Genomic DNA, 23122 nt, shown 5'->3' on the forward strand with positions numbered 1-23122 from the left:
CTGGAGGTATCGGAAGTGCGAATGCTGACATGAGTAACGATAATGCGGGTGAAAAACCCGCACGCCGAAAGCCCAAGGTTTCCTTGCGCAACGTTAATCGGCGCAGGGTGAGTCGGCCCCTAAGGCGAGGACGAAAGTCGTAGTCGATGGGAAGCAGGTTAATATTCCTGCACCTCGCGTAAGTGCGATGGAGGGACGGAGAAGGTTAGGCGTACCAGGCGTTGGTTGTCCTGGGGAAAGGCGGTAGGTTTGGATCTTTGGCAAATCCGGGATCCTTCAAGACCGAGCACCGAGACGAGTCTTTAAGACGAAGTCGCTGATACCACGCTTCCAGGAAAAGCTCCTAAGCTTCAGCTTACGCAGACCGTACCGTAAACCGACACAGGTGGGTAGGATGAGAATTCTCAGGCGCTTGAGAGAACTCGGGTGAAGGAACTAGGCAACATGGCACCGTAACTTCGGGAGAAGGTGCACCCTTTTTGGTGGCTCATGCGAGCTATAGCTGAAGAGGGTCGCAGTAACCAGGCCGCTGCGACTGTTTATCAAAAACACAGCACTCTGCAAACACGAAAGTGGACGTATAGGGTGTGACGCCTGCCCGGTGCTGGAAGGTTAATTGATGGGGTCAGCCGCAAGGCGAAGCTCTTGATCGAAGCCCCAGTAAACGGCGGCCGTAACTATAACGGTCCTAAGGTAGCGAAATTCCTTGTCGGGTAAGTTCCGACCTGCACGAATGGCGTAACGACAGCGGCGCTGTCTCCACCCGAGACTCAGTGAAATTGAAATCGCTGTGAAGATGCAGCGTTCCCGTGGCAAGACGGAAAGACCCCGTGAACCTTTACTATAGCTTTACACTGAACGTTGAGTTCGTCTGTGTAGGATAGGTGGGAGGCTATGAAACCATGGCGCTAGCTGTGGCGGAGCCAACCTTGAAATACCACCCTGTCGTGCTTGACGTTCTAACCTAGGTCCGTAATCCGGATCGGGGACCGTGTATGGTGGGTAGTTTGACTGGGGCGGTCTCCTCCTAAAGAGTAACGGAGGAGCTCGAAGGTACGCTCAGCGCGGTCGGACATCGCGCACTGTGTGCAAAGGCATAAGCGTGCTTGACTGCAAGATCGACGGATCAAGCAGGTAGGAAACTAGGACTTAGTGATCCGGTGGTTCTGTATGGAAGGGCCATCGCTCAACGGATAAAAGGTACTCCGGGGATAACAGGCTGATACCGCCCAAGAGTTCATATCGACGGCGGTGTTTGGCACCTCGATGTCGGCTCATCACATCCTGGGGCTGTAGTCGGTCCCAAGGGTATGGCTGTTCGCCATTTAAAGTGGTACGCGAGCTGGGTTCAGAACGTCGTGAGACAGTTCGGTCCCTATCTGCCATGGGCGTTGGAGATTTGAGAGGGGCTGCTCCTAGTACGAGAGGACCGGAGTGGACGAACCTCTGGTGTTCCGGTTGTCACGCCAGTGGCATTGCCGGGTAGCTATGTTCGGAAGCGATAACCGCTGAAAGCATCTAAGCGGGAAGCGCGCCTCAAGATGAGATCTCCCGGGGCACAAGCCCCCTGAAGGAACCATATAGACTATGTGGTTGATAGGTCAGGTGTGTAAGTACAGCAATGTATTGAGCTAACTGATACTAATGATCCGTGCGGCTTGACCATATAACCTCAAGTTGCCTTGGCCGACATGACATGTCGATAGATCCAAGTGCACGCTACGTCACAAGACCAAACGAGAGGCAGGCGCCCAGGCGCGTCTCTTTGTAAAGCCGGCATATCCATGCCAGCTCCCTGCAAAGGCACGTCCTGCGGCGACACTCCAAAAGCCTCCCTGGTGAAATTAGCGCTGTGGAACCACCCGATCCCATCCCGAACTCGGAAGTGAAACGCAGCTGCGCCGATGGTAGTGTGGCTCAAGCCATGCGAGAGTAGGTCATCGCCAGGGTTTATACCCAAAAACCCCGTTGCTTGCGCAGCGGGGTTTTTCTTTGTGCGCATTATGGCGCTCTCTGCGACAGCCCATGGATCCACGCTTCCCAGTGTGGACCCGAGGCGGGGTACATGGCTACGAGTTCGCGCAGCGCGGGTCCTTCTTCATGCAGCGCGTTGAACATCTTCAGCAGCGTGGTATTGCCCAGTACCTGGTCATAGCGACCACCGAGCAGCGTTGCCATTTCGGCCAGGTAAGCGTGTTTGCCTGTGGAAACGTCGCTGGCACCGGTACGTTCGATATCCCACCGTTCCAGCACGGCGGTATGGGCTTCCAGCCACTTGATCGCCGCTGGCAGCAGTCGCCGCAGGCAGCCCGGCCTGCCCAGATACGCCGCGAATACCGGTTGCACCAGCAGCTCCGACGGCGCCTTGTCCAGCAGCAACTGGCGTGCCGACAGCTCAAACACCCGACGCGCCGCCGGCGGCCAGGATGCATCAATATCCGACAAAGCATGCGCCACCAGGTCATTCTGGAACATCCGCCAGCCATCGCGGAGTTGCCAGGAACAGGCTTCAAGGGCCGCGTGTTCCTGCGCCGTCAGCGTCGGGCTGCTGGTGGCATCCACCGCAATACGCGTCGGGGTCGCACCGACGCATTCCCTCTGCGTCCATACCAGCTCGGAAGGCACGACGCGCACGTAGCCCGAACGACATTGCGAGGCCTGCTGGGGCGTGGTCCGGGCAGCACCGTTACTTGGCTCCCACGTCTGCGGATGCGGGCGGTTGCCAAGAGCGCGTAGGGAAAGTGCCTGGTGCATGGGCTGCGTCGTCGACGCGGCAGGCACGGCGGGTGCCACGCGCTGGATGCTCAGCACGGACAGGGCGGCGGTCACGGCGGGAGGGGGCTGGGGCATGCTGGATCCTGGGAGATGATGCAGGTCATCGGTCTCCCCATCAGATCACCTGCACCGCACGCACGCGCTTCAAAAACCGCTCAGCCCAGGAATCGCAGGATGATTCCGGCTATGTCGGCCGGTCGTTCCATGTGCACATGATGGGTACCGGGCAACACAGCCAGCTGGCCGTGGCGCAGATGCGCGAGGCGATCGCTGCGCAGGGGCTCGGGATAGTAGGACTGGGCCGGCGTGGCATAGATCACCTGCACAGGACAAGCAATTGCCTGCAGCAGGTTGTCGATCTGGCCCTCGGTCAGCCGGATCGCGGTCGGCAGCATCAGCCGTTGATCGGTGCGCCAGCGGTAGCCGCCCGGCACTTCCTGCACGCCGCGCTCCACCAGCAGCCGTGCGTTGGCTTCGCTCAACTGGTTGGCCATCATCCGGGCGCGGATCGGGGCCGCCAGCGTAGGGAACACCCGCAGCGGTCGAACGGCGGTCCTGCGGCTGGCATCGACGTGCTCGCGTAGCCGCTGTGCCGATTCCGATTCGGGTCCGCGCAGGCCGCCCAGTGCCTCGATGGCGACCAGGCGCTCGACCCGCTCGGACACCGAGGCGGTCAGGCTGGCTATGCCGGCGCCCATCGAGTGGCCCAGCAGCGTGAAGCGCTCCCAGCCCAGCGCATCGGCCACATCCAGCACATGGCAGATCGCCGCCGGCGTGGTGTAGCTGGCACCGCAGGGCAGGTGGGAGCTGAAGCCATGCCCGGGCAGGTCCAGCATGACCATGTCCAGCCCAGGCAGGTGGTCCAGCAGCGGGACGAAGCTGGCGGCGTTGTCCAGCCAGCCATGCAGGGCCAACACCCGGGGCCCTGGGCCCGGTCGCCGCAGACCACTCGCGACCTGCCCAGCGAGCTGCAGCGAAAACGGCTGCAGGCTCACTTCAATGCGTCCTCCGCCAGCTGCGCCAATGCGGCCGCGTGCGCGGCATCATCGTTCAGACAGGGGATATAGCGCATCTGCGCGCCGCGCTCAGCCAGGGTATGGGTGAAGCCCAATGCGACCTCTTCCAGTGTTTCCAGGCAATCGGTGGCAAACCCGGGGCAGACCACGTCGATCTGCTTCACGCCGCGCTCGGCCAGCGCCCACAGGCTGGGTTCGGCGTAGGGCTGCAGCCACTTCTCACGGCCGAACCGCGACTGATAGCCCATCTGCCATTCACTGGCTGACAAGCCCAGCGCCGCTGCGATCGCCGCAGCACTTGCCTCGCACTGCTGGGGATAGGGATCACCGGCATCAGCGACACGCTGTGGGATGCCATGGAACGAGAAAAACAGGATCTCGCCCCGGCCGTTCTGCTCCCACCACCGGCGGATCGACCCGGCAACCGCCTCGACCCAGGCCGGGTCCACCGGATAATCGCGGATCAGCGTGACCTGCACGTCGGCATTCTTCTGCCGCCAGCGCTCCACCAGATCCTGCACCGATGCGGTCGTGGTGGTTGAATACTGCGGATACAGCGGCAGCACCACGATCCGGCGGATACCGGCGGCCTTGGCCGCATCCAGCTCGCTGCCCAGCGCGGGAGCGCCGTAACGCATCGCATGGCGGACCCGACGCCCGGGCATCACGCGCTGCATCGCCTCGGCCAGGTTGCGTGTGTGCACCATCAGCGGGGAGCCGCCCGTCAGCCACACCTGCGCGTATTTTTCCGCCGAACGTCCGCTGCGCAGCGGCAGGATGATGCCGTACAGCAAGGGCTTCCAGAACAGCGCCGGGATTGCGACGACGCGCGGATCTGAAAGAAATTCAGCAAGATAGCGCCGCACTGCGGGGGCAGTCGGGGCTTCGGGCGTGCCTAGGTTTACCGCCAGCACGGCGGATTCGGGTGCGTCGAGCATGGGTCATTGTCGCCGATGGAGTCCGGAGGGGGGATGAGTTCGATCAATGTGAGTTATCGAAAGAGTGAATGGACCTCTAAAACACTCATAGCTGATTCATCTGAACGGCCCTACTTTCAGCTACTTGCTATATCTTCTTCGTGAACAGATACGGAGTCCGTCATGCGTCGCCTTCGCCTTACCCTGCTGATCACCGCTGGCCTGATGTTGAGCAGCCAGGCTGCGCTCGCCGGCCCCTTGGAAGACCAGCGTGCGCGCAATGCGGTCCGCGTGCTGGCTGAGATCCAGGGCATTCCCGAACAGGGCATCCCGGACAAGCTGCTCGATGAGGGCCATGCGGTCGTCGTCATCCCCGACACCATCAAGGCCGGTCTGGTCATCGGCGGGCGTCGCGGCCACGGTCTGATGTCGGTGAAGATGCCCGACGGCAGCTGGTCCAATCCGGTATTCATGAAGCTAACCGGTGGCAGCATCGGCTTCCAGGCCGGCGTGCAGTCCTCCGACGTGGTGCTGGTGTTCCGCAACGAACGCAGCTTGGACAACCTGGTCAATGGCAAGTTCACCCTCGGCGCGGATGCCGGCGTGGCGGCCGGCCCGGTCGGGCGCAATGCGGCCGCCGCAACGGATGGCCAGTTGAAGGCGGAAATCTGGTCGTGGTCGCGCGCGCGCGGGCTGTTCGCCGGCGTGGCGCTGGACGGCGCGGTGCTGCAGATCGATGACGCGGCCAACCTGGATGCCTATGGCAGTGGCACCACGCCGCGGATGATTTTCGAAGGGCGTGCCGCAGGTGCCCCGTCGATGGACGTGGTCGCCTTCCGCGATCGCCTGGAAGAGGCGACCTACGCCGCCCGCAACAATCGCGGTTCCGCAGGTGCCGCGCCCGCCCCGCGTGCGGCAGCGGCCGCTCCGGCCGCCCCGGCGCCGCAGGTGGCTCCGCCGCCGGCCGCCGAAGCGACCACCACGCCACTGCAGAACGGACCTGCCACGCCCCCGCCGCAACAGGGCTTCCAGCCGGTCACCGAAGGTGAAATCCGTACCGAGTCACTGGACGGCAACTGACTTCCAGCATGCGCGCCGGCCCCCTGCCGGTGCGCTATGCTCGAGGTCCTGATCCCTGAATATATTTGCGAGCGTCTTTATGGGCAGTTTCAGCATCTGGCACTGGTTGATCGTGCTGGCCGTGGTCCTGCTGGTGTTCGGCACCAAGCGGTTGACCAGCGGCGCCAAGGACCTCGGCTCGGCCGTGAAGGAATTCAAGAAAGGCATGCGTGACGAAGACAAGCCGGGTGCACAGCTCGGTGACGAATCGCGTCACGATGCCTCGCGCAGCAGCACGGTGCAGGACGAGCGCGACCGCGACCCGCGTTGATCCGGAGGGGTAGCGGTGTTTGATATCGGCTTCAGTGAGCTGCTGGTCATTGCGATCGTGGCATTGGTGGTGCTTGGCCCGGAACGGCTGCCGAAAGCGGCGCGCTTTGCCGGCCTATGGGTGCGCCGTGCGCGCAACCAGTGGGATTCGGTGAAGCAGGAACTGGAGCGCGAACTGCAGGCCGAGGACATCAAGCGGCAGATGCAGGACGTGCGCCAGTCCATGCAGGACACCGAAAGCGAGCTGCGCGCCAGCGGCGAAGCGGCGCGCCGGCAGATGCAGGAGGTTGACGACCAGGGCCGTGGGATCGCCGATGAAGTGCGCGGCACGCCCCGCGCTACCGCCTCGGTCGGTGATGTCCGGCCTGCCTCTGAACCCGTTGCGTCGGATCCTCCGTCGTCCGCATCGACCGTGCCGCCCGGCTCCAGTGCGGCACCTGCAACGGCTGAGCTGCCGGCCGATGCGCCTGCGCCCGCCAATGCGAAGGAGAACACCCCATGAGCGAGCACGAGTTCGGTGAAAGTTCGCTGGTGGAGCATCTGGTCGAACTGCGCGCACGCCTGGTACGCGCGCTGCTGGGCCTGGGTGTGGTCCTGTTGGGCCTGCTGCCCTTTTCGCGCACCCTGTACACCGTCGTCGCCGAGCCGCTGATCTCGCAGCTGCCCAATGGGCAGTCGATGATCGCGATCAATCCGGCCGGCGCCTTCTTCGCACCGCTGAAGCTGACCTTCTTCGTCGCCCTGTTCGTGGCGATGCCGTGGTTGTTGTACCAGCTGTGGGCCTTTGTCGCGCCCGGCCTCTACGCGCGTGAAAAACGACTGGCCGTGCCGATTCTTGGCTCGTCGGTGCTGCTGTTCTACATCGGCTGCGCGTTCGCCTATTTCCTGGTACTGCCGGCGGTCTTCCACTTCCTGACCACGTTCCGACCGGACGTGATCGCGATCACGCCGGATGCGAACGCCTATCTCGACTTCGTGCTGGCGATCTTCTTCGCCTTCGGTGGCAGCTTCGAACTGCCGGTGGCGATGGTCATCCTGACGCTGCTCGGCTGGGTCACGCCGCAACAGTTCAAGGAAGGTCGCGGTTATGCGGTGGTCGGCATCTTCGTGCTGGCCGCGGTGTTGACGCCCCCGGACGTGGTGTCGCAGCTGATGCTGGCCATCCCGATGTGCCTGCTCTACGAGCTCGGCATCCACGCTTCGAAGTGGCTGGTGCCCTCCAGCGCCCGCCAGACCGAACCCTGACCCGGTAGCGCCGGGCCATGCCCGGCGAGCGCAGCGGAGGGCGCGCGGCCCCCGTCTCCGATCAGGCGTGGAACACGTTCGACGGTCCGCTGTCCGGCAATGCCGGCGGCGCGCCCACTTCGCCGAACATCTGCTTCCAGGCGCTGTACACCGCGCCGGCGAACACCGGCATGATCACGCCCATCAGCAGCAGCTGCGCGGCGAACAGGGCCAGCATCGCCCCGCCGACCAGCTGGGCCACCATCGCCACGATCATCACCAGGAAGTAGACGGCAAACACCGCCACGAAGGCGAGCAGGAAGAACACCAGCATCGGCAGCAGGTTGTGCACGCAGGCGCGCAGGCTCAGGCGCAGTGCCTGCAGCCCGTTGCGCTGTTCGAACATCACCTGCGGCGACAGCGTGAACAGCGCCAGCGCCACCGCGATGAACACCACCAGCACGCACAGCAGCCACAGCAGGATGCGGCCGGCGGGCAGGCTGGCGGCCAGCGCTTCCATCTCCGCCGGGCTCGGCTGGGCGCCGGACTGGCTCAGTTCGTTGAGCTTGGTCATCACCTCGCTGAGCTGGCCCAGGCCGGAGCTGCCGATCAGCAGCAGCAGCAGGATGCCCAGTACCAGGCCGGCCACCAGCTGCGGCAGCAGCGATACCAGCAGGTGCGGCGCGCGGCCGTCGTGCAGGCCCTGCAGCAGGTGCGCCGGCTGTGCCGGACGACCGTGGTCGACCTCGCGCACCGCCCATACCAGCCCACCGAAGATCAGCGGGCCGGCCAGCGCCATCACCAGCTGCGCCGGCAGCGCCAGCACCGGCACCATCGTCGCCAGCGCCGTCACCAGCAGTGCCGCCAACGCCCAGATCATGCCGAGGATGCCCAGGCCCAGCGGCGCCTTGCGCAGCAGGGTGAAGCCGGACACCAGCCATTCCGCACCAGCCGAAGCCGGTAGCTTGCGCATCTCGCTCATACGAATCCGAAGAACAGGGGAGGGGCAGGGCGCATGCCCCGCATCCGGTGATTATCCCTGTTTTACGACGCCGTGACCTGAAGCGTGGCGGGCCTGGCGCACGAAACGGCGCAGCAGCTGGCGGGCCAGCGGGGCAGCAGTGATGGCGCGTTCGATGCTGCGCGCGCAGCCGCCGTGCTGGCGGATGCACTGGGCACGGGCGCGCACGTAGCCGCGCATGTGGTGGGTGGCGAATTCCGGATGGAACTGCACCCCCCAGGCGCGGTCACCCCAGCGGAAAGCGTGGCAGCCATCCAGCGTGGAACGGGCCAGCACCGAGGCACCTTCCGGTGCGCGCAGCACCGTCTGCATGTGCGTGGCATGGGCCGGGAAACGCGAGGGCAGGCCGCTGAACAATGGGTCCTGGTCGGCAGCCGGATCCAGTGACAGTTCGATCGTGCCCGATTCACGGCCGGCCGGGTTGTAGTCCACCTGCCCGCCCAGCGCGTGCGCCAGCAGCTGGTGGCCGTAGCAGATGCCGAATACCGGACTGCCGCCGTGCACCGCCTCGCGCAGCCAAGCCGCGCTGCGTTCGCTCCAGTCGGCACGGTCGGTTACATAGGCGGCCGAGCCGGTGACCAGCACGCCGGCATAACCGCGGACATCGGGCAGCGTGTCACCGTGTTCGGCGTCGACCACCACGGTTTCCTGTACTTCCAGCCCCGCCGCTACCCGGATCCAATGCGGAAAACGGCCGTAGCGCCGCAGCGAGGCGAGCGGTCGGCCGGTTTCAACGATCAGGAAGGGCAGGCGGTTCATCGGCAGCGGGCACGACTGACAGGACTTCCTCGATTGTAGTCAGCCCAAGGGCCACCTTTTCAAGCCCTGCCTGGCGCAGGGTGCGCAGTCCTGCACCGCGTGCTTCACGCGAGAATGCCCCCAGGTCCATGTCGGCGCGGATCCGCCCGCGCAGCCGCGAGCCCAATGGCAGCAGCTCATACAGCCCGATCCGCCCCATGAATCCGGTGCGCCGGCACTCCAGGCAACCGACCGGGCGGTACGCCGTGGCGGCATCTGGATATGCCATCTGGCCATCAGCCAATACCGCCCAGTCGGCCGCTTCCAGCACGTGCGGCACCTTGCAGTGCGTGCACAGGGTGCGCACCAGCCGCTGGGCCAGGATGCCGTTGAGGGTGGAGGCCAGCAGGTAGTGCGGCACGCCCAGGTCGAGCAGGCGGGTGATCGCCGAAGGCGCATCATTGGTGTGCAGGGTGGACAGCACCAGATGGCCGGTGAGCGAGGCCTGCACCGCCATCTGCGCGGTTTCCAGGTCGCGGATCTCACCGATCATGATGATGTCCGGGTCCTGCCGCAGCAGGGTGCGCACACCGCTGGCGAAATCCAGGTCGATGTTGGTCTGCACCTGCATCTGGTTGAATTCCGGGGCAATCATTTCGATCGGGTCTTCCACCGTGCACACGTTCACGTCCGGGGTGGCCAGCCGTTTCAGGGTGGAATACAGCGTGGTGGTCTTGCCCGAGCCGGTGGGACCGGTGACCAGCACGATGCCGTGCGGCTGTTCGACCAGCGTGTTCCAGCCGGCCGCCTCCTGCGCGCTGAAACCCAGCTGGTCGATGCTCTTGAAAGCTGCATCGGGATCGAAGATGCGCATCACGCATTTTTCGCCGAACGCGGTGGGCATGGTGGAAATGCGCATTTCCACTTCGCGGCCCCCCGGCGAGCGGGTCTTGATGCGGCCGTCCTGCGGGCGTCGCCGTTCGCCCAGGTCCATCCGGCCGAGCACCTTGATCCGGCTGACCACGGCGGTCATCACCGCCGGCGGCACTTCGAACACCTTGTGCAGCACGCCATCGATGCGGAAACGCATGCGGCCCATGTCGCGCCGTGGCTCCAGGTGGATGTCCGAGGCGCGCTGTTCGTAGGCGTACTGCAGCAGCCAGTCGACGATGTGCACGATGTGCTGGTCGTCGGCATTGACGTCGCCGGCACGGCCCAGTTCCACCAATTGCTCGAAGCTGGGCAGGGTGCTGCTGGTTTCCGAACGGGCATCGCCGCGCGCACCACGCACCGAACGGGTGACCCCGTAGAACTCCATGGTGTAGCGGTGCAGGTCCAGCGGGTTGACCAGGGCCAGTTCGATGGGACGCCGGGTGAGGTGCTGCAGGTCGCGCCGCCACTCCTGCGCCAGCGGTTCGCTGGTGGCCACCAGCACGCGTTCGCTGTCTACCGCCAGCGGCAGGAAGCGATGCCGGCGCGCGTAGGCGTGGGACACCAGCGCGGTCACGCTGGCCACGTCCACCCGGGTCGGGTCGATGCGCAGGTAGCGGGTGCCGGTGCGCTTGGCCAGCCAGTCGGTGAGCCGCTCCAGCCCCAGTTCGCCGCCGCCGCTGGCGGCCAGTTTCAGGTTGGCCAGCAACACCAGCGGATGCACTTCGCTGGCGTTCTTCGCGCCCTGTGCGGAAAAGCGCACGCGTTCCAGGTCGCTGTCGGCGACCAGGCCATCGGCCACCAGGGCGGTGGCGACCTGTTCGAACAGCAGCCGGCCGGGCGGCAACACCGCTGCCGGATACGGGGACGACGCCATCGGGTGCTGCTCCATCGTCCTGTGTCCTTGGTTGCCACATGGTGCGTTGAAGGCCGCCGCCGCGCCGGCCGGATCGCGCCCAGCGCCCGGCGGTGGTCGCTCGTTATACTAGCGCACCCCTCTGCCCGGCCAAGAAACGACCGCATGTCCGCGACCCCGACCGTTCCGATCACCTTCCAGGGCCTGATCCAGACCCTGAACCAGTTCTGGGCGCAGCAGGGCTGCGTGCTGATCCAGCCGCTCGACCTGGAAGTGGGCGCCGGCACGTTCCACCCGGCGACCTTCCTGCGCGCGATCGGCCCGGAGACCTGGAATGCCGCCTACGTGCAGCCTTCCCGGCGTCCCACCGATGGCCGCTACGGCGACAACCCGAACCGCCTGCAGCGCTATTACCAGTACCAGGTGGCGATGAAGCCGGCGCCGGACAACATCCAGCAGCTGTACCTGGATTCGCTGAAGGCGCTGGGCATCGATCCGCTGGTGCATGACCTGCGGTTCGTCGAAGACAACTGGGAATCGCCGACCCTGGGCGCCTGGGGCCTGGGCTGGGAAGTCTGGCTCAACGGCATGGAAGTGACCCAGTTCACCTACTTCCAGCAGGCCGGTGGCCTGGAGTGCCGCCCGGTGCTGGGCGAGATCACCTACGGTCTCGAACGCCTGTGCATGTACCTGCAGAACTGCGACAACGTCTACGACCTGGTGTGGACCTATGGTCCGGACGGCACGCCGGTGACCTACGGCGATGTCTACCACCAGAACGAAGTGGAGCAGAGCACCTACAACTTCGAACACGCCGACGTGGAAGAAATGTTCCACCGGTTCGATGCCTGCGAACGCGAAGCGAAGAAGCTGGTCGAACTCGGCCTGCCGCTGCCGGCGTATGAGCAGGTGACCAAGGCCAGCCATGCCTTCAACCTGCTCGATGCGCGCCGTGCGATCAGCGTGACCGAGCGCCAGCGTTACATCCTGCGCGTGCGCGCGCTGGCCCAGGGCGTGGCCCAGGCGTATTACGAACAGCGCGAGAAGCTGGGTTTCCCCGGCGCCAGAACGCAGGCCTGAGTTCCGCACCTTCCCGAACACCCGGGCGCCGGCCGCGTCGCGCGCTGCGCCCCCAACTGGATTGAACCGATGAGCCACCTGTCTCCCCTGCTGATCGAACTGGGCACCGAAGAGTTGCCGGTCAAGGCCCTGCCGGGCCTGTCCCAGGCCTTCTTCGACGGCATCGTCGACGGCCTGCGCAAGCGCGGCGTCGAGGTCGACCTGGGCGATGCGCGTCCGCTGTCCACGCCGCGGCGGCTTGCCGTGCTGCTGCCGGGCGTGGGCACCGAACAACCCGAACAGCACAGCGAAGTGCTGGGCCCGTACCTGAACATCGCACTGGATGCCGACGGCCAGCCGACCAAGGCGCTGCAGGGCTTCGCGGCCAAGGCCGGGATCGACTGGAGCGCGCTGGAAAAGACCAGCGACGCCAAGGGCGAGCGCTTCGTGCACCGTGCGGTGAAGCCGGGTGCGCGCACCGCCGACCTGCTGCCGGACGTGCTGCGCGAGGCGATCGCGGCGATGCCGATCCCCAAGCCGATGCGCTGGGGCGACCACAGCTGGGGCTTCGCGCGCCCGGTGCACTGGCTGGTGCTGCTGCACGGCCCGGACATCGTCGATGCCGAACTGTTCGGCCTGAAGGCCGACCGCATGAGCCGCGGCCATCGTTTCCACCACGACAAGACCGTGTGGCTGACCCAGCCGCTGGATTACGTCGAGTCGCTGCGCTCGGCCTTCGTGCTGGTCGACCCGGCCGAGCGTCGCCAGCGTATCGTCGCAGAAGTGGAAGCCGCTGCCGCCACCGCCGGTGGCAGTGCGCGCATCACCGAGGACAATCTTGGCCAGGTGGTCAACCTGGTGGAGTGGCCGTCGGCAGTGCTGTGCAGCTTCGAACGCGCGTTCCTGGCGGTGCCGCAGGAAGCGTTGATCGAGACGATGGAGATCAACCAGAAATTCTTCCCGGTGCTGGATGACGCCGGCAAGCTGACCGAGAAATTCATCGGCATCGCCAACATCGAATCCAAGGACGTGGCCGAGGTCGCCAAGGGCTACGAGCGGGTGATCCGTCCGCGCTTCGCCGATGCCAAATTCTTCTTCGACGAAGACCTCAAGCAGGGGCTGGAGTCGATGGGCGATGGCCTGAAGACGGTGACCTACCAGGCCAAGCTGGGCAGCGTGGCCGACAAGGTCGCGCGCGTGGTTGCGCTGGCCGATGCCATCGCCCCGCAGGTCGGTGCCGACCCCGTGCTGGCCCGGCGTGCCGCGCAGCTGGCCAAGAACGACCTGCAGTCCCGCATGGTCAATGAGTTCCCCGAACTGCAGGGGATCGCCGGTCGCCATTACGCGGTGAGCGGTGGCGAGTCGCCGGACGTCGCGCTGGCCATCGATGAGTCCTATCAGCCGCGTTTCGGCGGTGACGACATCGCGCTGTCGCCGCTGGGCAAGGTGCTGGCGATCGCCGAGCGCCTGGATACCTTGGCCGGTGGTTTCGCCGCAGGCCTGAAGCCGACCGGCAACAAGGACCCCTTCGCCCTGCGCCGCAATGCGCTGGGCCTGGCCCGCACGATAATCGAAAGCGGCTTCGAGCTGGACCTGCGCGCGCTGCTGGCGCAGGCCAACACGGCGCTTGCGCCGCGCAGCGTGCAGGCCGAGGTGGCCGAACTGTACGACTTCATCATCGAACGCCTGCGTGGCTATTACGCCGACAAGGGCGTGCCGGCGTCGCAGTTCAACGCGGTGGCCGAACTGAAGCCCGCATCGCTGTATGACTTCGACCGACGTATTGACGCAATCGGCACGTTTGCAGCCTTGCCGGAGGCGCCGGCACTGGCGGCAGCGAACAAGCGCATCGGCAACATCCTGCGCAAGGCCGACATCGAGATCCCCGGGCAGATCGATCCGGCCCTGCTGCAGGAAGACGCCGAACGCGCGCTGGCCGAAGCGGTCGCCGCGGCCATCGACGATACCGGTGCCAGCCTGCAGCAGAAGGACTACGTCAGCGTGCTGGAACGGCTGGCACGCCTGCGCCCGCAGGTGGACGCGTTCTTCGACCAGGTGATGGTCAATGCCGACGACCTGGCCGTGCGCGGCAATCGCCTCGCGCTGCTGAAGCGGCTGGCCGACCGCTTCGATGCGGTGGCATCGCTGGCCCAGCTGTAACCCGGGAACAAACCGGATCCGGGCCAACGTGGGGGCCGCCATGCAGCCCCCAGCTAAAATCGCAATTCGGCTCATAGCCGTCTGCGGCATGACGCAACACCATGTGCGTCATGTCGTACTCCAGCCTCTCCCCACTTTCGCAGGCGCAGGCGTCCACCGTTTCGTACGTGGTGCCACGCGCTGAATCCGTGCTGCTGGTCGCTGGATGCGAGGCCGCGGACGTCGAACTCGGTGCACTGCGCGGTTCGGCCGATGGTCACCATCGCATGGTGATCGAAACCGGCGGCAGCCTGCTGCTGGCCACCGGCGAACGTCCGCTGATGCTGCAGGGCCGCAACCTGCAGGTGCTGCCGTTGCCGGACAGCGCCACGCGCCTGCTTGCCTTCCACGACCATGCCAAGGGCCTGCAGCGCACGCTTGAAGGCGACCGTCGCAGTGCCGCCCTGCTGCCGGTGCGCGGCGCGCTGGACGCTCCACACGCGCCGCAGCACTGGCTGCTGGGCGAACTGCTGGGCGACACGCCGGCGTTCCAGGCCATCGCCGCACGCTGGGCGCGGCGCGAGGTCTACCAGCTGGTGCGCTTCGTACTGGAAAACCCCGATCACGGGGTGCAGCAACTCGCTGATCGCTACGGCCTTTCCGTCGCGCAGTTCCGGCGTATCGGCCGGCGCGCCTTTGGCCGCTCGCTGAAAGAACAGCTCAGGTTGCTGCGCGCTGGCCGTGTACTGCATCGCTACGCCGACACCGGACACACCTTCACCCGCCTGTCGTCGGATTTTGGATTCTCGTCGCCGTCGCACTTCTGCAGCGAGATCAAATCGCTGTTGGGCAGGTCGCCCAGTTCCATCTATCAATCAGTCCACTCCCTGTGAAATCCATGCGCTCTTTTCTCTGCCTGCTCGCACTGCTGCTCGCCGGCTCTTTACCCCTGCCGACGCTCGCCCAGTCGGCCAGCAATGATGACGTACCGCTTGAAAACACCGCGATCCGTCACCGCAGTGAGGTCTCTGCGGAGGCGGCCTTCGTGTCGCGCGGCGATGGGGTGTCGCTGCTGCTGCAGTCGGTTGCCGCACAGATGGGCCAGCCGGTCATCGTCAGCACCAAGGCGCAGAAGAAGCGCGTACAGGGCAGCTTCCCACTGCGCGATCCGCGCGCGGTGCTGGACCAGGTCGCGCGGGATGTCGGCCTGATCTGGTACAGCGACGGGCAGACGCTGTACGTGCACGACGCCAGCGAGACACGCAGCGCGATCGGGCACATGCAGCATGCGTCGCTCGCGGTGCTGGAAGACTTCCTGCGCCGCACCCGGCTGGCCGACGCGCGCCATGCCCTGCGGGGTGCCGGCAGTGATGGCACGTTCTACGTGTCGGGTTCGCCGGTCTACGTGGGCATCGTGCTGGATGCCGCCCGCTACCTGGACGAGCTTTACCGCCACGCCGACGCACGCGCCGAACACGTGGAAGTGATCGCCCTGCGCAACAGTTTCGCGCAGGGACGGCGCTATGGCATGCGTGGGCAGGACAGCACTCTGCCCGGCATGGCCGACATCCTGGCCCGGGTGCTGGCGGACTCCGGCGTGACCGACATCGTCGTGCGCCGGCCGGCGTCCGACACCGTCGCCGAAGATCCCGCCTCGGAAACCGCCGCAGCCGCGCGCCAGGGCACCGCGGTGGAACGCCAGGACGTGCGCAGCGCGGCCCGTGCTGCGTCCGCGGAGGCCCAGACACCGACCATCGTGGTGTCCTATCCGGAGACCAACAGCCTGATCGTGCGCGGCACGCTGGCGGGTATCCAGAAGGTGAAGCAGCTGGTGGCCGAACTCGACCTGCCGCGCAAGCAGGTTGAACTGTCACTGTGGATCATCGATGTCCACAAGGAGCAGCTGGACAGCCTCGGGGTCAAATGGAGTGGGCAGGTCGGCATCAGCGGCCGCCTGGCGATCGGATTGAACGCGCCGACCTCCACCCTGGATGGCGAGCGCTTCCTGGCCTCGATCTCGGCGCTGGCCGAACAGGGCCACGCCAGCGTGGTATCGCGGCCGGTGCTGCTGACCCAGGAAAACGTGCTTGCCCACTTCGACAGCAACAGCACGTTCTACGCGCGCCTGCAGGCCGAGCGTGCCACCTCGCTGGAGGCAGTGACCTACGGGACCATGATCAGCGTGCTGCCACGCGTCTCCGTGGACGAAGAAGTGGAGATGCAGCTGAAGATCGAAGACGGTACCACCAGCGGCGCGGAGGTGGAGGGGCTGCCGGTGATCAACCGCACCACCATCGATACCGTGGCGCGCGTGCCGCACCGCCTCAGCCTGCTGGTGGGCGGCTACACCCGACACGAAGAAGGACGCGACCGCGCCACCATTCCCGGCCTGGCCAGGATCCCGCTGCTGGGCAACGCGTTTCGCCACCGCAGTGGCCGGCACAAGGAAACGGTCCGCGTGTTCCTGATCCAACCGCGGGTACGCACCGGGGCAGAGCTGTCGCCGCGGGATGGCTTCGACACAATCGACGACCTGGAGCTGCCGCTGCCGGCACAGTACCAGCGCGTCAGCGACAGCATCCGGGAGGCGCTCGATGGCAAGCATTGAGCCAAGCCACGCCCGTCCCGCGCTACCGCCACAGCGGACCGCACCGCCGGCCACCAGCATCGCGCTCACGGAAGACGAGCCCGCCTCGTCCACGGCGGCCATGCGCCGCACCGGGCTGCATCAGCCGAGCGTGCTGCATCAGGCGCTGGCGATGAGTGATGACCTCGCTGGGCTGGTGTCGAGCATGCGGCGTAACCGTGCACGTGGTGCGGACGAAGGCAGCCCTGTCACCCAGGCCTGGCACGAGCACGTACTGGACCCGAAGGGACCGGAAAAGCTGGCGGCGCTGCGGCTGCAGCTCGACCAGCTGCCTTCGGTCGACCTGGCCACCCTGCGTGGCCTGTTGAGTGCGCTGTTCCCCGATCCCAGCGATGCGGTGGCCGTGCTGCGCACGCTGCGCTCCGGTGCCGAACTGGAAGAACTTGCCGAGGTCCTGGACGCGCTGGAACAGGAGCTGATGGACGGCGGCCCTGCACAGGGCATGGCGGTGCGGGCGGGGCTCAACGTCGCGCTGAAGGCGCGGCTGCACGCCAACCGGCTGGCCGCCAGTCCAGCCCAGCTGCGGCAGTCCTACCGGGAGTTCCTGGATGTTGGCGAACCGCTGGAAAGTTACGAGGAATGGATCGCCCTGTATGGTTTCGAGCGGCGCAGCCGGGTCGTCGATTTCATCGAACATGCCATGGCCGCCGACATGTATGCGCTGGACCCGTCCTGCAGCCGCATCGAGTTCGGCCAGCTGCTGCAGCGCGTGCGGCAACTCACCACGATCCGTTCGGCCGACCACCTGCTGCTGGCCTGCTGCTGGGACGCAGTGATGATGCCGCGCATCGGCGTCACCCAGCCGGCCCTGCTGTCGGCCCTGTTCGCGCTGGTACGGCAAGGCGGCGGCCTGCGGAGCCTGTTTGATTCAGTCTTCCAGCAGGTCACCTATGCACTGGATGCGGCCGACAAAGTGCGCTTCGCACAGAACCTGCGGCGGTTCCTGAAAGCGGTGCCCCATGGCCTGTGGCAGACCGTTGAACAGCAGGTGGAGGCACAGCAGGAGCTGGAAGCCCTGCTTTCGGCAGCCTTGGACGTGGAGCGCCAGCAGGCCGGCGCACGCCACTGGACGGCGGTCTGATGGCCACGATGCCCCGGCCCGCACACAACCTCGGCCAGGTGGCGCGGACCCTGCTGCGTCCGGAGCTGGCGCTGGTGGTGCTGATGGCAGTGATCATCGGCATGCTGATCGTGCCGCTGCCTACCTTCCTGGTGGATCTGTTGATCGGCGTCAACCTGCTGATCGCCATCGTGATCTTCCTCAGCTCGTTCTACGTCGAACGGATCCTCAACTTCTCCACGTTCCCTTCGGTGCTGCTGTTCACCACGCTGATGCGGCTTGCGTTGTCGGTGAGCACCAGCCGGTTGATCCTGGTGGATGCCGATGCGGGGCATATCGTGTCGGCGTTCGGCGAGTTCGTCGTGGCGGACAACCTGGTGGTCGGGTTCGTGATCTTCGCGATCGTCACCATCGTGCAGTTCATCGTCATCACCAAGGGTTCCGAACGCATCGGCGAAGTGGTGGCACGCTTCTCGCTGGACGGCATGCCGGGCAAGCAGATGGGCATCGATGCAGACCTGCGCGCCGAATCCATCGACGCCGCCGGTGCCAAGCTGCGGCGACGCGAGGTGGAGAAGGAAAGCCAGTTGTACGGCTCGTATGACGGTGCGATGAAGTTCGTCAAGGGCGATGCCATCGCCGGCATCGTGATTGTCTTCGTCAACCTGTTTGGTGGCATCGCGGTGGGCATGCTGCAGCATGGCATGTCCTTCCAGGAGGCCATGCGGGTCTTTACCCTGCTCACCATCGGCGATGGCCTGGTGGCGCAGATTCCCGCGCTGCTGATCTGCATCAGCGCAGGCTTCGTGGTGACCCGGGTAGGCGGCGAAGAAGGCAACCTGGGTTCCAGCATCATCAAGGAACTCTTCAGCAGCCAGAAAGTGCTGTTCATCACCGGCATCCTGCTGCTGCTGCTGGGCCTGCTGCCGGGCTTCCCGCTGCCGATCTTCCTTGCCCTGGCGGCCGCGCTGTTCGCGCTGGCGGCCTGGCGCGTGCGTGCGGACGATGCGCCATCACAGCAGGCTACCGACAGCGCCGGACGCGCGATCGCCCATGATGGCAAGCCGCTGCCGCCGGGTCCTGCCGGGCAGCTGGGCAATGAAAGCAAGCAGGTCAACGAGACGGTCCCGTTGCTGTTGCTGCTGCCCCCGGCCCACTACGCGAAGTGGCGCAACGCAGGGCTGGAGCGGCAGCTGCGTGAAGATCTGCACCTGCGCATGGGCATGCAGCTGCCTTACATGCTGACGCGTGAACATGACGACGACCAGCATCGCGTGGTGGTGATGATCAATGAGATCAACGCCGCCAACGCGGACATCGTGCTGGACCACGTGCGCGTGCTCGCTGACAGCGACGAGCTGGCCATGCTGGACGGCGCCCTCAAGCTGCCCGGCGTCAATGGCGGGCCATCACGGTACTGGATGCCCGCCGCCATGCAGGATCAGCTGCATGCGATGGGCATGGGCACCCGCAGCGACCAGCAGGAGCTGCGGCAGCTGGTGCACGAAGCGCTGATGCGCAACATCGGCGAGCTGTTCGGCATCCAGGAAACCAAGCACCTGCTCGACGATACCGAAAAACGCTTCCCGGAGCTGCTGAAGGAAGTCCATCGGCACATCCCGGTACAACGCGTATCGGAAGTGCTGCAGCGCCTGCAGCGTGAAGGGGTTTCCATCCGCAACATGAAGATCATCCTTGAAACGCTGGCGCAGTGGGGCCAGCGCGAAAAGGACGTGATCCTGCTGGTGGAACACGTGCGTGGTGGGCTGGCGCGCTACATCTCTGCCCAGCACGCCCGCAACGATCGTATCGCGGCCGTGCTGCTGGCGCCGGACACCGAGCAGCTGGTGCGGTCCGGCATACGCCAGAGCCAAGGGGCCGCGTTCCTCAACCTGGACCCCGCTCAATCCGAACAGCTGCTGGATCGCATCGTGATCGTCTTCGAGCCGCTGCTCGCAAGCCGACCGGAGGCGCTGCTGCTGGTGGCACCGGACGTCCGCCGCTTCGTCAAGCGTTTCATCGAAACCCGATTGCCAGGTCTTGCGGTGCTCTCCTTTTCGGAAATATCCGATGCCGTATCCCTTGATGTAGTGAGATCCCTATGACGCTCAAAGAAACCCTCTGCGAGGCCCTCGACCAGCTGGGTGCGAATTCCGGCGATTATCAGTTCGATGATCATTCCACCATCGTCATGTCCTTCGACGACGTGGGAGATATTTATCTCGACCCACGGGAAGGTGAGCAGGTCTGGCTGTGGGGCGCGATCGAGGAAATCGGCGCGCGTGCCAGTGGCGTGCTGGCCGAACCCTTGCTCGCTGAAGTCATGCGTCCGGTAGCGCATTGGGATGCCGGTGCGATGGTGCTGCGCGAAGACGGCAGGGTCGGCGGACTGCTGCACCCGGACTACGTGCAGCAGCCAGCCCGGCTTGCCGAGGCGCTGCAGGATTTCCACCAGTGTCTTGCGCGGCTGCAGGCGCTGCGATGACCCTGCTGCGCTCTCTCTGGCGACCTGCCGCGCATCCCGCCGCGATCATCGGCTCGATGCTGCGCGCGCCGTTGCCGCAGGTGGCGATAGGCGATGTATGCCGGCTGCAGCAGGCGGCTCATGACGATGCGCCTGTTGGCTCGGGCACCGTCGTGGCGATGGAGCACGGTATTGCGTCGATCGGCCTGCTGCGTGACAGCGCGGGCCTGTCATCGCAGTGCCTGGTGATCCCGACCGGAAACGGACCGACCATCACCGCTTCCGACGCGCTGCTGGGCAGTGTGCTGGACGGCCAGGGCGCGGAGGTCGAGCGGTTGTCGGCGGCCGTTGCATCGCAGGCGGTGACGCGACGCATCGATGCGCGCGGGGTGGACTACCGGCGCCGGCGGCCGATCGACGCGCCGTTGTGTACCGGCATCCGTGCCGTGGACAGCCTGCTCACCTGCGGCGAAGGGCAGCGGGTGGGCATCTTCGCGGGCGCTGGCGCGGGCAAGACCACGCTGGCCGAGATGCTGCTGGAAAACGCCGACGTCGATGTCAGCGTGGTAGCGCTGGTCGGCGAGCGTGGTCGGGAAGTGGCCGCGCTGGTGGAGCGGCTTCGACATTCCCCGCGCGCCGCACGGACGGTGATCGTGCAGGCCACCTCGGATACCGCGCCCGCGCTGCGCAGCCAGGCACCGCTGATCGCCACCACCATTGCCGAACACTTCCGCGACCAGGGCCTGCGGGTGCTGCTGGTGATGGACTCGGTGACCCGCTACGCGCGCGCGCTGCGCGAACTGGCGCTCGGCGCAGGCGAGCCCCCCGCCCGCCGTGGCTTCCCGGCATCGGTATTCGAAGCGCTGCCGCGGCTGCTGGAACGCAGCGGGCGCACCGAGACCGGATGCATCACCGCCTTCTACACCGTGCTGCTGGAGGACGAACAGGATGCCGACCCCATCGGCGAAGAGGTGAAGTCGTTGCTGGATGGCCACTTTTACTTGAGCAGCCGCCTGGCCGGTCGCGGGCACCTGCCCGCCCTGGACGTGCTGCGCAGCGGAAGCCGGCTGTTCGCCAGCCTGGCAGCGCCGGACCAGCAGCAGGCCGCCGCCCGGGTACGTGGCCTGCTGGGTACCCTGGAGGACCTGCAGCTGATGCGCGACCTGGGCGAGTACACCCCGGGGGTCAGCGCGGTCTATGACAAGGCGGTAGCCAGCGAAGCGGCGTTGATGGCCTTCCTGCGCCAGGGGCAGCAGGAACGCAGCGCGTTGCCGGGAACGTTGGAGGCACTGCATGAACTCGCCCGCTGAACTGCGTGGACGGCATCTGGTGAAGTTGAAGCAGGCGCAACGGCAGTTGTCGTTGCTGTCGGCGCAGGCACAGCAGCAGGCCGCCGCCGCCCGGCGCGAAGAAGCGGAAGGACTTCGTGCGTCGGCCAGGCGGACCCTGGACTGCGCGGTGCTGCAACCGGAAACAGGCCTGAGCCGCAGCCTGCTGTTTGATCGCCTGCGCGCCCTGGCGGTAGCGCGTGCACATGCGCTGGAAGCCGGACACGCCGCCGGCGACCTGGACGCTGACGCTGCGCAGTGCGAGACCGCAGAAGCCGAACAACGCCAGCGTGCCGCGCTTCAGTTCCGCAAGCAGAAGAAGCTCGAGCACTGGCACCACCGCCAGCGTCGCGAGGCCAGCCGGCGTCGCGAGCTGCGTCTTTACACCCAACAACTGGATGAGCTCACATGTCGTCGCCGATCCCTGCGCTGAACCCGGCGCGTTCCCCCGATCATTCCACCGCGGTCGACGCGGTGGTGCCGTTGTCGCGCCGTGCGCAACAGTCCACCGACGCACCGGCCGAAGAATCGCTCGAAAGCGTGGCGCTGCCGGAGGAGGGCGCCGACCCGGCACATGAGCTGCCGGACGACCTCCCGGCTGCGGACGGTAATCTGTTCGTAGCCGGCAGTGTCGTGGTCGCGCCGCGGGCGATGCCCCTCGGCAATGCGCTGCTCCTGCCCGCCGACACGCGCGGCCCCGGCCGTACCGTATCGGGTCGGTACGTGCTACCGATGCGGGCGCCGGCAGAGCCGCCGGCCGCGAAGGACACGCCGGCGGTGCAGGCGCAACGCCGTCTGCCGTCGGCCGCGCGGCTGACACACCCGGCGCTGCAGCCGGATACCGGTGTGCCTGGCGGCGGCGACGCCCCGGGTCACGCGCAGGGATCACCGTTGCGCACCCCGACACCGACACCGACACCGGCACCGCTGTCGCCCGACGTGGCCCCGGCCTTCGTACCGGTTGCCAGGTACCCGCTTGCCGCGCGGGTGGACCCCCATCTTCCCGCACGCGGACCTGCGGCCGCGACGCCGTTGCCGGCGACCGCGCTCGGCACCCTCTCCGACGACCGCGTCGCAGAACCCGCCACTTCGCCGCAGCATCAAACGCTGCAGGCTGCATCGGAAAAACAGACGCCGCCGCTGCACGCTGCAGGTCACGCGCCCGTCCCGCTCCACGCGGACGGGGCCCGCCGCCCGGACGGCAGCTTGCCCACGGCGAAACCCGACCTTGGGCGGGCCGAGCTGCCCGCAGCGGTCCCTGCACCGCGCATCGCCACGGTCAGCGTTCCGTTCAGCAGTTGGGGACCGGGCCACCAGGTCACGGCCAGCTGGGTGCCGGTCGCGGTCTCCGGCCTACTGCAGCCGATGACCCTGCGCAGCACCAGTGAGTCCGCGCAACGCGCCATCGGCAGCGCGCTGGCCGCCAGTGACCCGCTGGCAGCGGGCGGCCTGCAGCTCACCATGGCACACAGCGCCGACGACGGCACCTCGGGCCGCCGCCAGGCCCCTGATGTACCGGAAGACGAAGAATGAGCCGGCCACTTGCCCTGCTGGCCCGC

At 66.2% G+C, this 23122-nt stretch carries 20 protein-coding genes and 2 rRNA genes (1 of these 22 only partly in view); 16 read left to right on the top strand and 6 right to left on the bottom strand.

The genetic code is table 11. The features are described 5' to 3' along the window. Positions 1-1666: ribosomal RNA gene (locus QE373_RS00160) — 23S ribosomal RNA — on the top strand (it extends 1215 nt beyond the left edge of the window). Positions 1667-1834: 168 nt separating this feature from the next. Next, positions 1835-1949, top strand: a 5S ribosomal RNA gene (gene rrf / locus QE373_RS00165). Positions 1950-2001: 52 nt separating this feature from the next. Here rrf and QE373_RS00170 read toward each other — a convergent pair. The 3 genes from QE373_RS00170 to hemH form a co-directional block, all read right to left on the bottom strand. Beyond that, entirely contained in the window at positions 2002-2829 is an 828-nt protein-coding gene (locus QE373_RS00170) for a hypothetical protein (RefSeq protein WP_309682120.1), read from the bottom strand. 101 nt (positions 2830-2930) lie between these two features. Further along, on the bottom strand, positions 2931-3770 hold the full coding sequence (locus QE373_RS00175; RefSeq protein WP_309682122.1) for an alpha/beta hydrolase: 840 nt from the start codon (positions 3768-3770) through the stop codon (positions 2931-2933). Then, a complete protein-coding gene (gene hemH, locus QE373_RS00180; protein WP_309682125.1) occupies positions 3767-4729 on the bottom strand; it encodes a ferrochelatase in 963 nt (320 codons plus the stop codon). Before hemH ends, QE373_RS00175 begins: the two co-directional genes overlap by 4 nt. Before the next feature lie 162 nt (positions 4730-4891). Here hemH and QE373_RS00185 point away from each other — a divergent pair, with 162 nt between their 5' ends. The 4 genes from QE373_RS00185 (at position 4892) to tatC (ending at position 7342) form a co-directional block, all read left to right on the top strand. Next, positions 4892-5788 (top strand): YSC84-related protein, encoded by an 897-nt coding sequence (locus QE373_RS00185; protein WP_123700031.1) that lies wholly within the window; start codon positions 4892-4894, stop codon positions 5786-5788. Positions 5789-5867: 79 nt separating this feature from the next. After that, positions 5868-6098 carry a Sec-independent protein translocase subunit TatA gene (tatA, locus tag QE373_RS00190; protein WP_309682131.1) on the top strand — a complete coding sequence of 77 codons (231 nt, stop codon included), beginning with the start codon at positions 5868-5870 and terminating at the stop codon, positions 6096-6098. Between the two features lie 15 nt (positions 6099-6113). After that, positions 6114-6599 carry a Sec-independent protein translocase protein TatB gene (gene tatB / locus QE373_RS00195; protein WP_309682134.1) on the top strand — a complete coding sequence of 162 codons (486 nt, stop codon included), beginning with the start codon at positions 6114-6116 and terminating at the stop codon, positions 6597-6599. Beyond that, on the top strand, positions 6596-7342 hold the full coding sequence (tatC, locus tag QE373_RS00200) for a twin-arginine translocase subunit TatC (RefSeq protein WP_123700033.1): 747 nt from the start codon (positions 6596-6598) through the stop codon (positions 7340-7342). Before tatB ends, tatC begins: the two co-directional genes overlap by 4 nt. A gap of 61 nt (positions 7343-7403) precedes the next feature. Here tatC and QE373_RS00205 read toward each other — a convergent pair whose 3' ends face one another. The 3 genes from QE373_RS00205 to QE373_RS00215 are packed head-to-tail and all read right to left on the bottom strand — an operon-like array spanning position 7404 to position 10902. Next, positions 7404-8303 (bottom strand): BPSS1780 family membrane protein, encoded by a 900-nt coding sequence (locus QE373_RS00205; protein ID WP_057507050.1) that lies wholly within the window; start codon positions 8301-8303, stop codon positions 7404-7406. 51 nt (positions 8304-8354) lie between these two features. Continuing rightward, positions 8355-9101: a glutamine amidotransferase gene (locus tag QE373_RS00210; protein ID WP_309682141.1), complete on the bottom strand. Its 747-nt coding sequence runs from the start codon at positions 9099-9101 to the stop codon at positions 8355-8357. Beyond that, positions 9073-10902: an ATPase, T2SS/T4P/T4SS family gene (locus QE373_RS00215; RefSeq protein WP_309682144.1), complete on the bottom strand. Its 1830-nt coding sequence runs from the start codon at positions 10900-10902 to the stop codon at positions 9073-9075. Before QE373_RS00215 ends, QE373_RS00210 begins: the two co-directional genes overlap by 29 nt. A gap of 129 nt (positions 10903-11031) precedes the next feature. Between QE373_RS00215 and glyQ the strand changes: the two genes are divergently transcribed. From glyQ to QE373_RS00265, 10 genes are all read left to right on the top strand, one after another. After that, a complete protein-coding gene (gene glyQ, locus QE373_RS00220; RefSeq protein WP_057507053.1) occupies positions 11032-11946 on the top strand; it encodes a glycine--tRNA ligase subunit alpha in 915 nt (304 codons plus the stop codon). 69 nt (positions 11947-12015) lie between these two features. Beyond that, positions 12016-14085, top strand: coding sequence for a glycine--tRNA ligase subunit beta (glyS, locus tag QE373_RS00225; RefSeq protein WP_309682148.1), 2070 nt, complete (start codon positions 12016-12018; stop codon positions 14083-14085). Between the two features lie 110 nt (positions 14086-14195). Beyond that, positions 14196-14957, top strand: coding sequence for a helix-turn-helix domain-containing protein (locus QE373_RS00230; RefSeq protein WP_309682154.1), 762 nt, complete (start codon positions 14196-14198; stop codon positions 14955-14957). 5 nt (positions 14958-14962) lie between these two features. After that, a complete protein-coding gene (sctC, locus tag QE373_RS00235; protein WP_309682157.1) occupies positions 14963-16672 on the top strand; it encodes a type III secretion system outer membrane ring subunit SctC in 1710 nt (569 codons plus the stop codon). Beyond that, entirely contained in the window at positions 16659-17792 is a 1134-nt protein-coding gene (gene sctW / locus QE373_RS00240) for a type III secretion system gatekeeper subunit SctW (RefSeq protein WP_309682160.1), read from the top strand. The genes sctC and sctW overlap by 14 nt, the downstream gene beginning before the upstream one ends. Beyond that, a complete protein-coding gene (locus tag QE373_RS00245; protein WP_309682164.1) occupies positions 17792-19876 on the top strand; it encodes an EscV/YscV/HrcV family type III secretion system export apparatus protein in 2085 nt (694 codons plus the stop codon). Before sctW ends, QE373_RS00245 begins: the two co-directional genes overlap by 1 nt. After that, on the top strand, positions 19873-20256 hold the full coding sequence (locus QE373_RS00250) for a hypothetical protein (protein WP_057507056.1): 384 nt from the start codon (positions 19873-19875) through the stop codon (positions 20254-20256). Before QE373_RS00245 ends, QE373_RS00250 begins: the two co-directional genes overlap by 4 nt. After that, the gene (locus QE373_RS00255; RefSeq protein WP_309682170.1) at positions 20253-21545 is read left to right on the top strand and encodes a FliI/YscN family ATPase; all 1293 of its coding nucleotides are present in this window, start codon (positions 20253-20255) and stop codon (positions 21543-21545) included. Before QE373_RS00250 ends, QE373_RS00255 begins: the two co-directional genes overlap by 4 nt. Further along, on the top strand, positions 21529-21996 hold the full coding sequence (locus QE373_RS00260; protein WP_309682174.1) for a hypothetical protein: 468 nt from the start codon (positions 21529-21531) through the stop codon (positions 21994-21996). Before QE373_RS00255 ends, QE373_RS00260 begins: the two co-directional genes overlap by 17 nt. Then, positions 21972-23096, top strand: a complete 1125-nt coding sequence (locus tag QE373_RS00265; RefSeq protein ID WP_309682177.1) for a hypothetical protein — start codon at positions 21972-21974, stop codon at positions 23094-23096. Before QE373_RS00260 ends, QE373_RS00265 begins: the two co-directional genes overlap by 25 nt. The last annotated feature ends 26 nt before the right edge of the window (positions 23097-23122 follow it).

Origin of the sequence: Stenotrophomonas sp. SORGH_AS_0321, assembly GCF_031453215.1 — a bacterium.
In the GTDB taxonomy this organism is placed as follows: domain Bacteria; phylum Pseudomonadota; class Gammaproteobacteria; order Xanthomonadales; family Xanthomonadaceae; genus Stenotrophomonas; species Stenotrophomonas chelatiphaga.

Bases quoted from the DNA above. Each gene is read 5' to 3' on its own strand.
- hemH (WP_309682125.1), bottom strand. From the start codon at position 4,729: ATGCTCGACGCACCCGAATCCGCCGTGCTGGCGGTAAACCTAGGCACG.
- QE373_RS00185 (WP_123700031.1), top strand. From the start codon at position 4,892: ATGCGTCGCCTTCGCCTTACCCTGCTGATCACCGCTGGCCTGATGTTG.
- tatA (WP_309682131.1), top strand. From the start codon at position 5,868: ATGGGCAGTTTCAGCATCTGGCACTGGTTGATCGTGCTGGCCGTGGTC.
- tatC (WP_123700033.1), top strand. From the start codon at position 6,596: ATGAGCGAGCACGAGTTCGGTGAAAGTTCGCTGGTGGAGCATCTGGTC.
- QE373_RS00205 (WP_057507050.1), bottom strand. From the start codon at position 8,303: ATGAGCGAGATGCGCAAGCTACCGGCTTCGGCTGGTGCGGAATGGCTG.
- QE373_RS00210 (WP_309682141.1), bottom strand. From the start codon at position 9,101: ATGAACCGCCTGCCCTTCCTGATCGTTGAAACCGGCCGACCGCTCGCC.
- QE373_RS00215 (WP_309682144.1), bottom strand. From the start codon at position 10,902: ATGGAGCAGCACCCGATGGCGTCGTCCCCGTATCCGGCAGCGGTGTTG.
- glyQ (WP_057507053.1), top strand. From the start codon at position 11,032: ATGTCCGCGACCCCGACCGTTCCGATCACCTTCCAGGGCCTGATCCAG.
- glyS (WP_309682148.1), top strand. From the start codon at position 12,016: ATGAGCCACCTGTCTCCCCTGCTGATCGAACTGGGCACCGAAGAGTTG.
- QE373_RS00230 (WP_309682154.1), top strand. From the start codon at position 14,196: ATGTCGTACTCCAGCCTCTCCCCACTTTCGCAGGCGCAGGCGTCCACC.
- sctC (WP_309682157.1), top strand. From the start codon at position 14,963: ATGCGCTCTTTTCTCTGCCTGCTCGCACTGCTGCTCGCCGGCTCTTTA.
- sctW (WP_309682160.1), top strand. From the start codon at position 16,659: ATGGCAAGCATTGAGCCAAGCCACGCCCGTCCCGCGCTACCGCCACAG.
- QE373_RS00245 (WP_309682164.1), top strand. From the start codon at position 17,792: ATGGCCACGATGCCCCGGCCCGCACACAACCTCGGCCAGGTGGCGCGG.
- QE373_RS00250 (WP_057507056.1), top strand. From the start codon at position 19,873: ATGACGCTCAAAGAAACCCTCTGCGAGGCCCTCGACCAGCTGGGTGCG.
- QE373_RS00255 (WP_309682170.1), top strand. From the start codon at position 20,253: ATGACCCTGCTGCGCTCTCTCTGGCGACCTGCCGCGCATCCCGCCGCG.
- QE373_RS00260 (WP_309682174.1), top strand. From the start codon at position 21,529: ATGAACTCGCCCGCTGAACTGCGTGGACGGCATCTGGTGAAGTTGAAG.
- QE373_RS00265 (WP_309682177.1), top strand. From the start codon at position 21,972: ATGTCGTCGCCGATCCCTGCGCTGAACCCGGCGCGTTCCCCCGATCAT.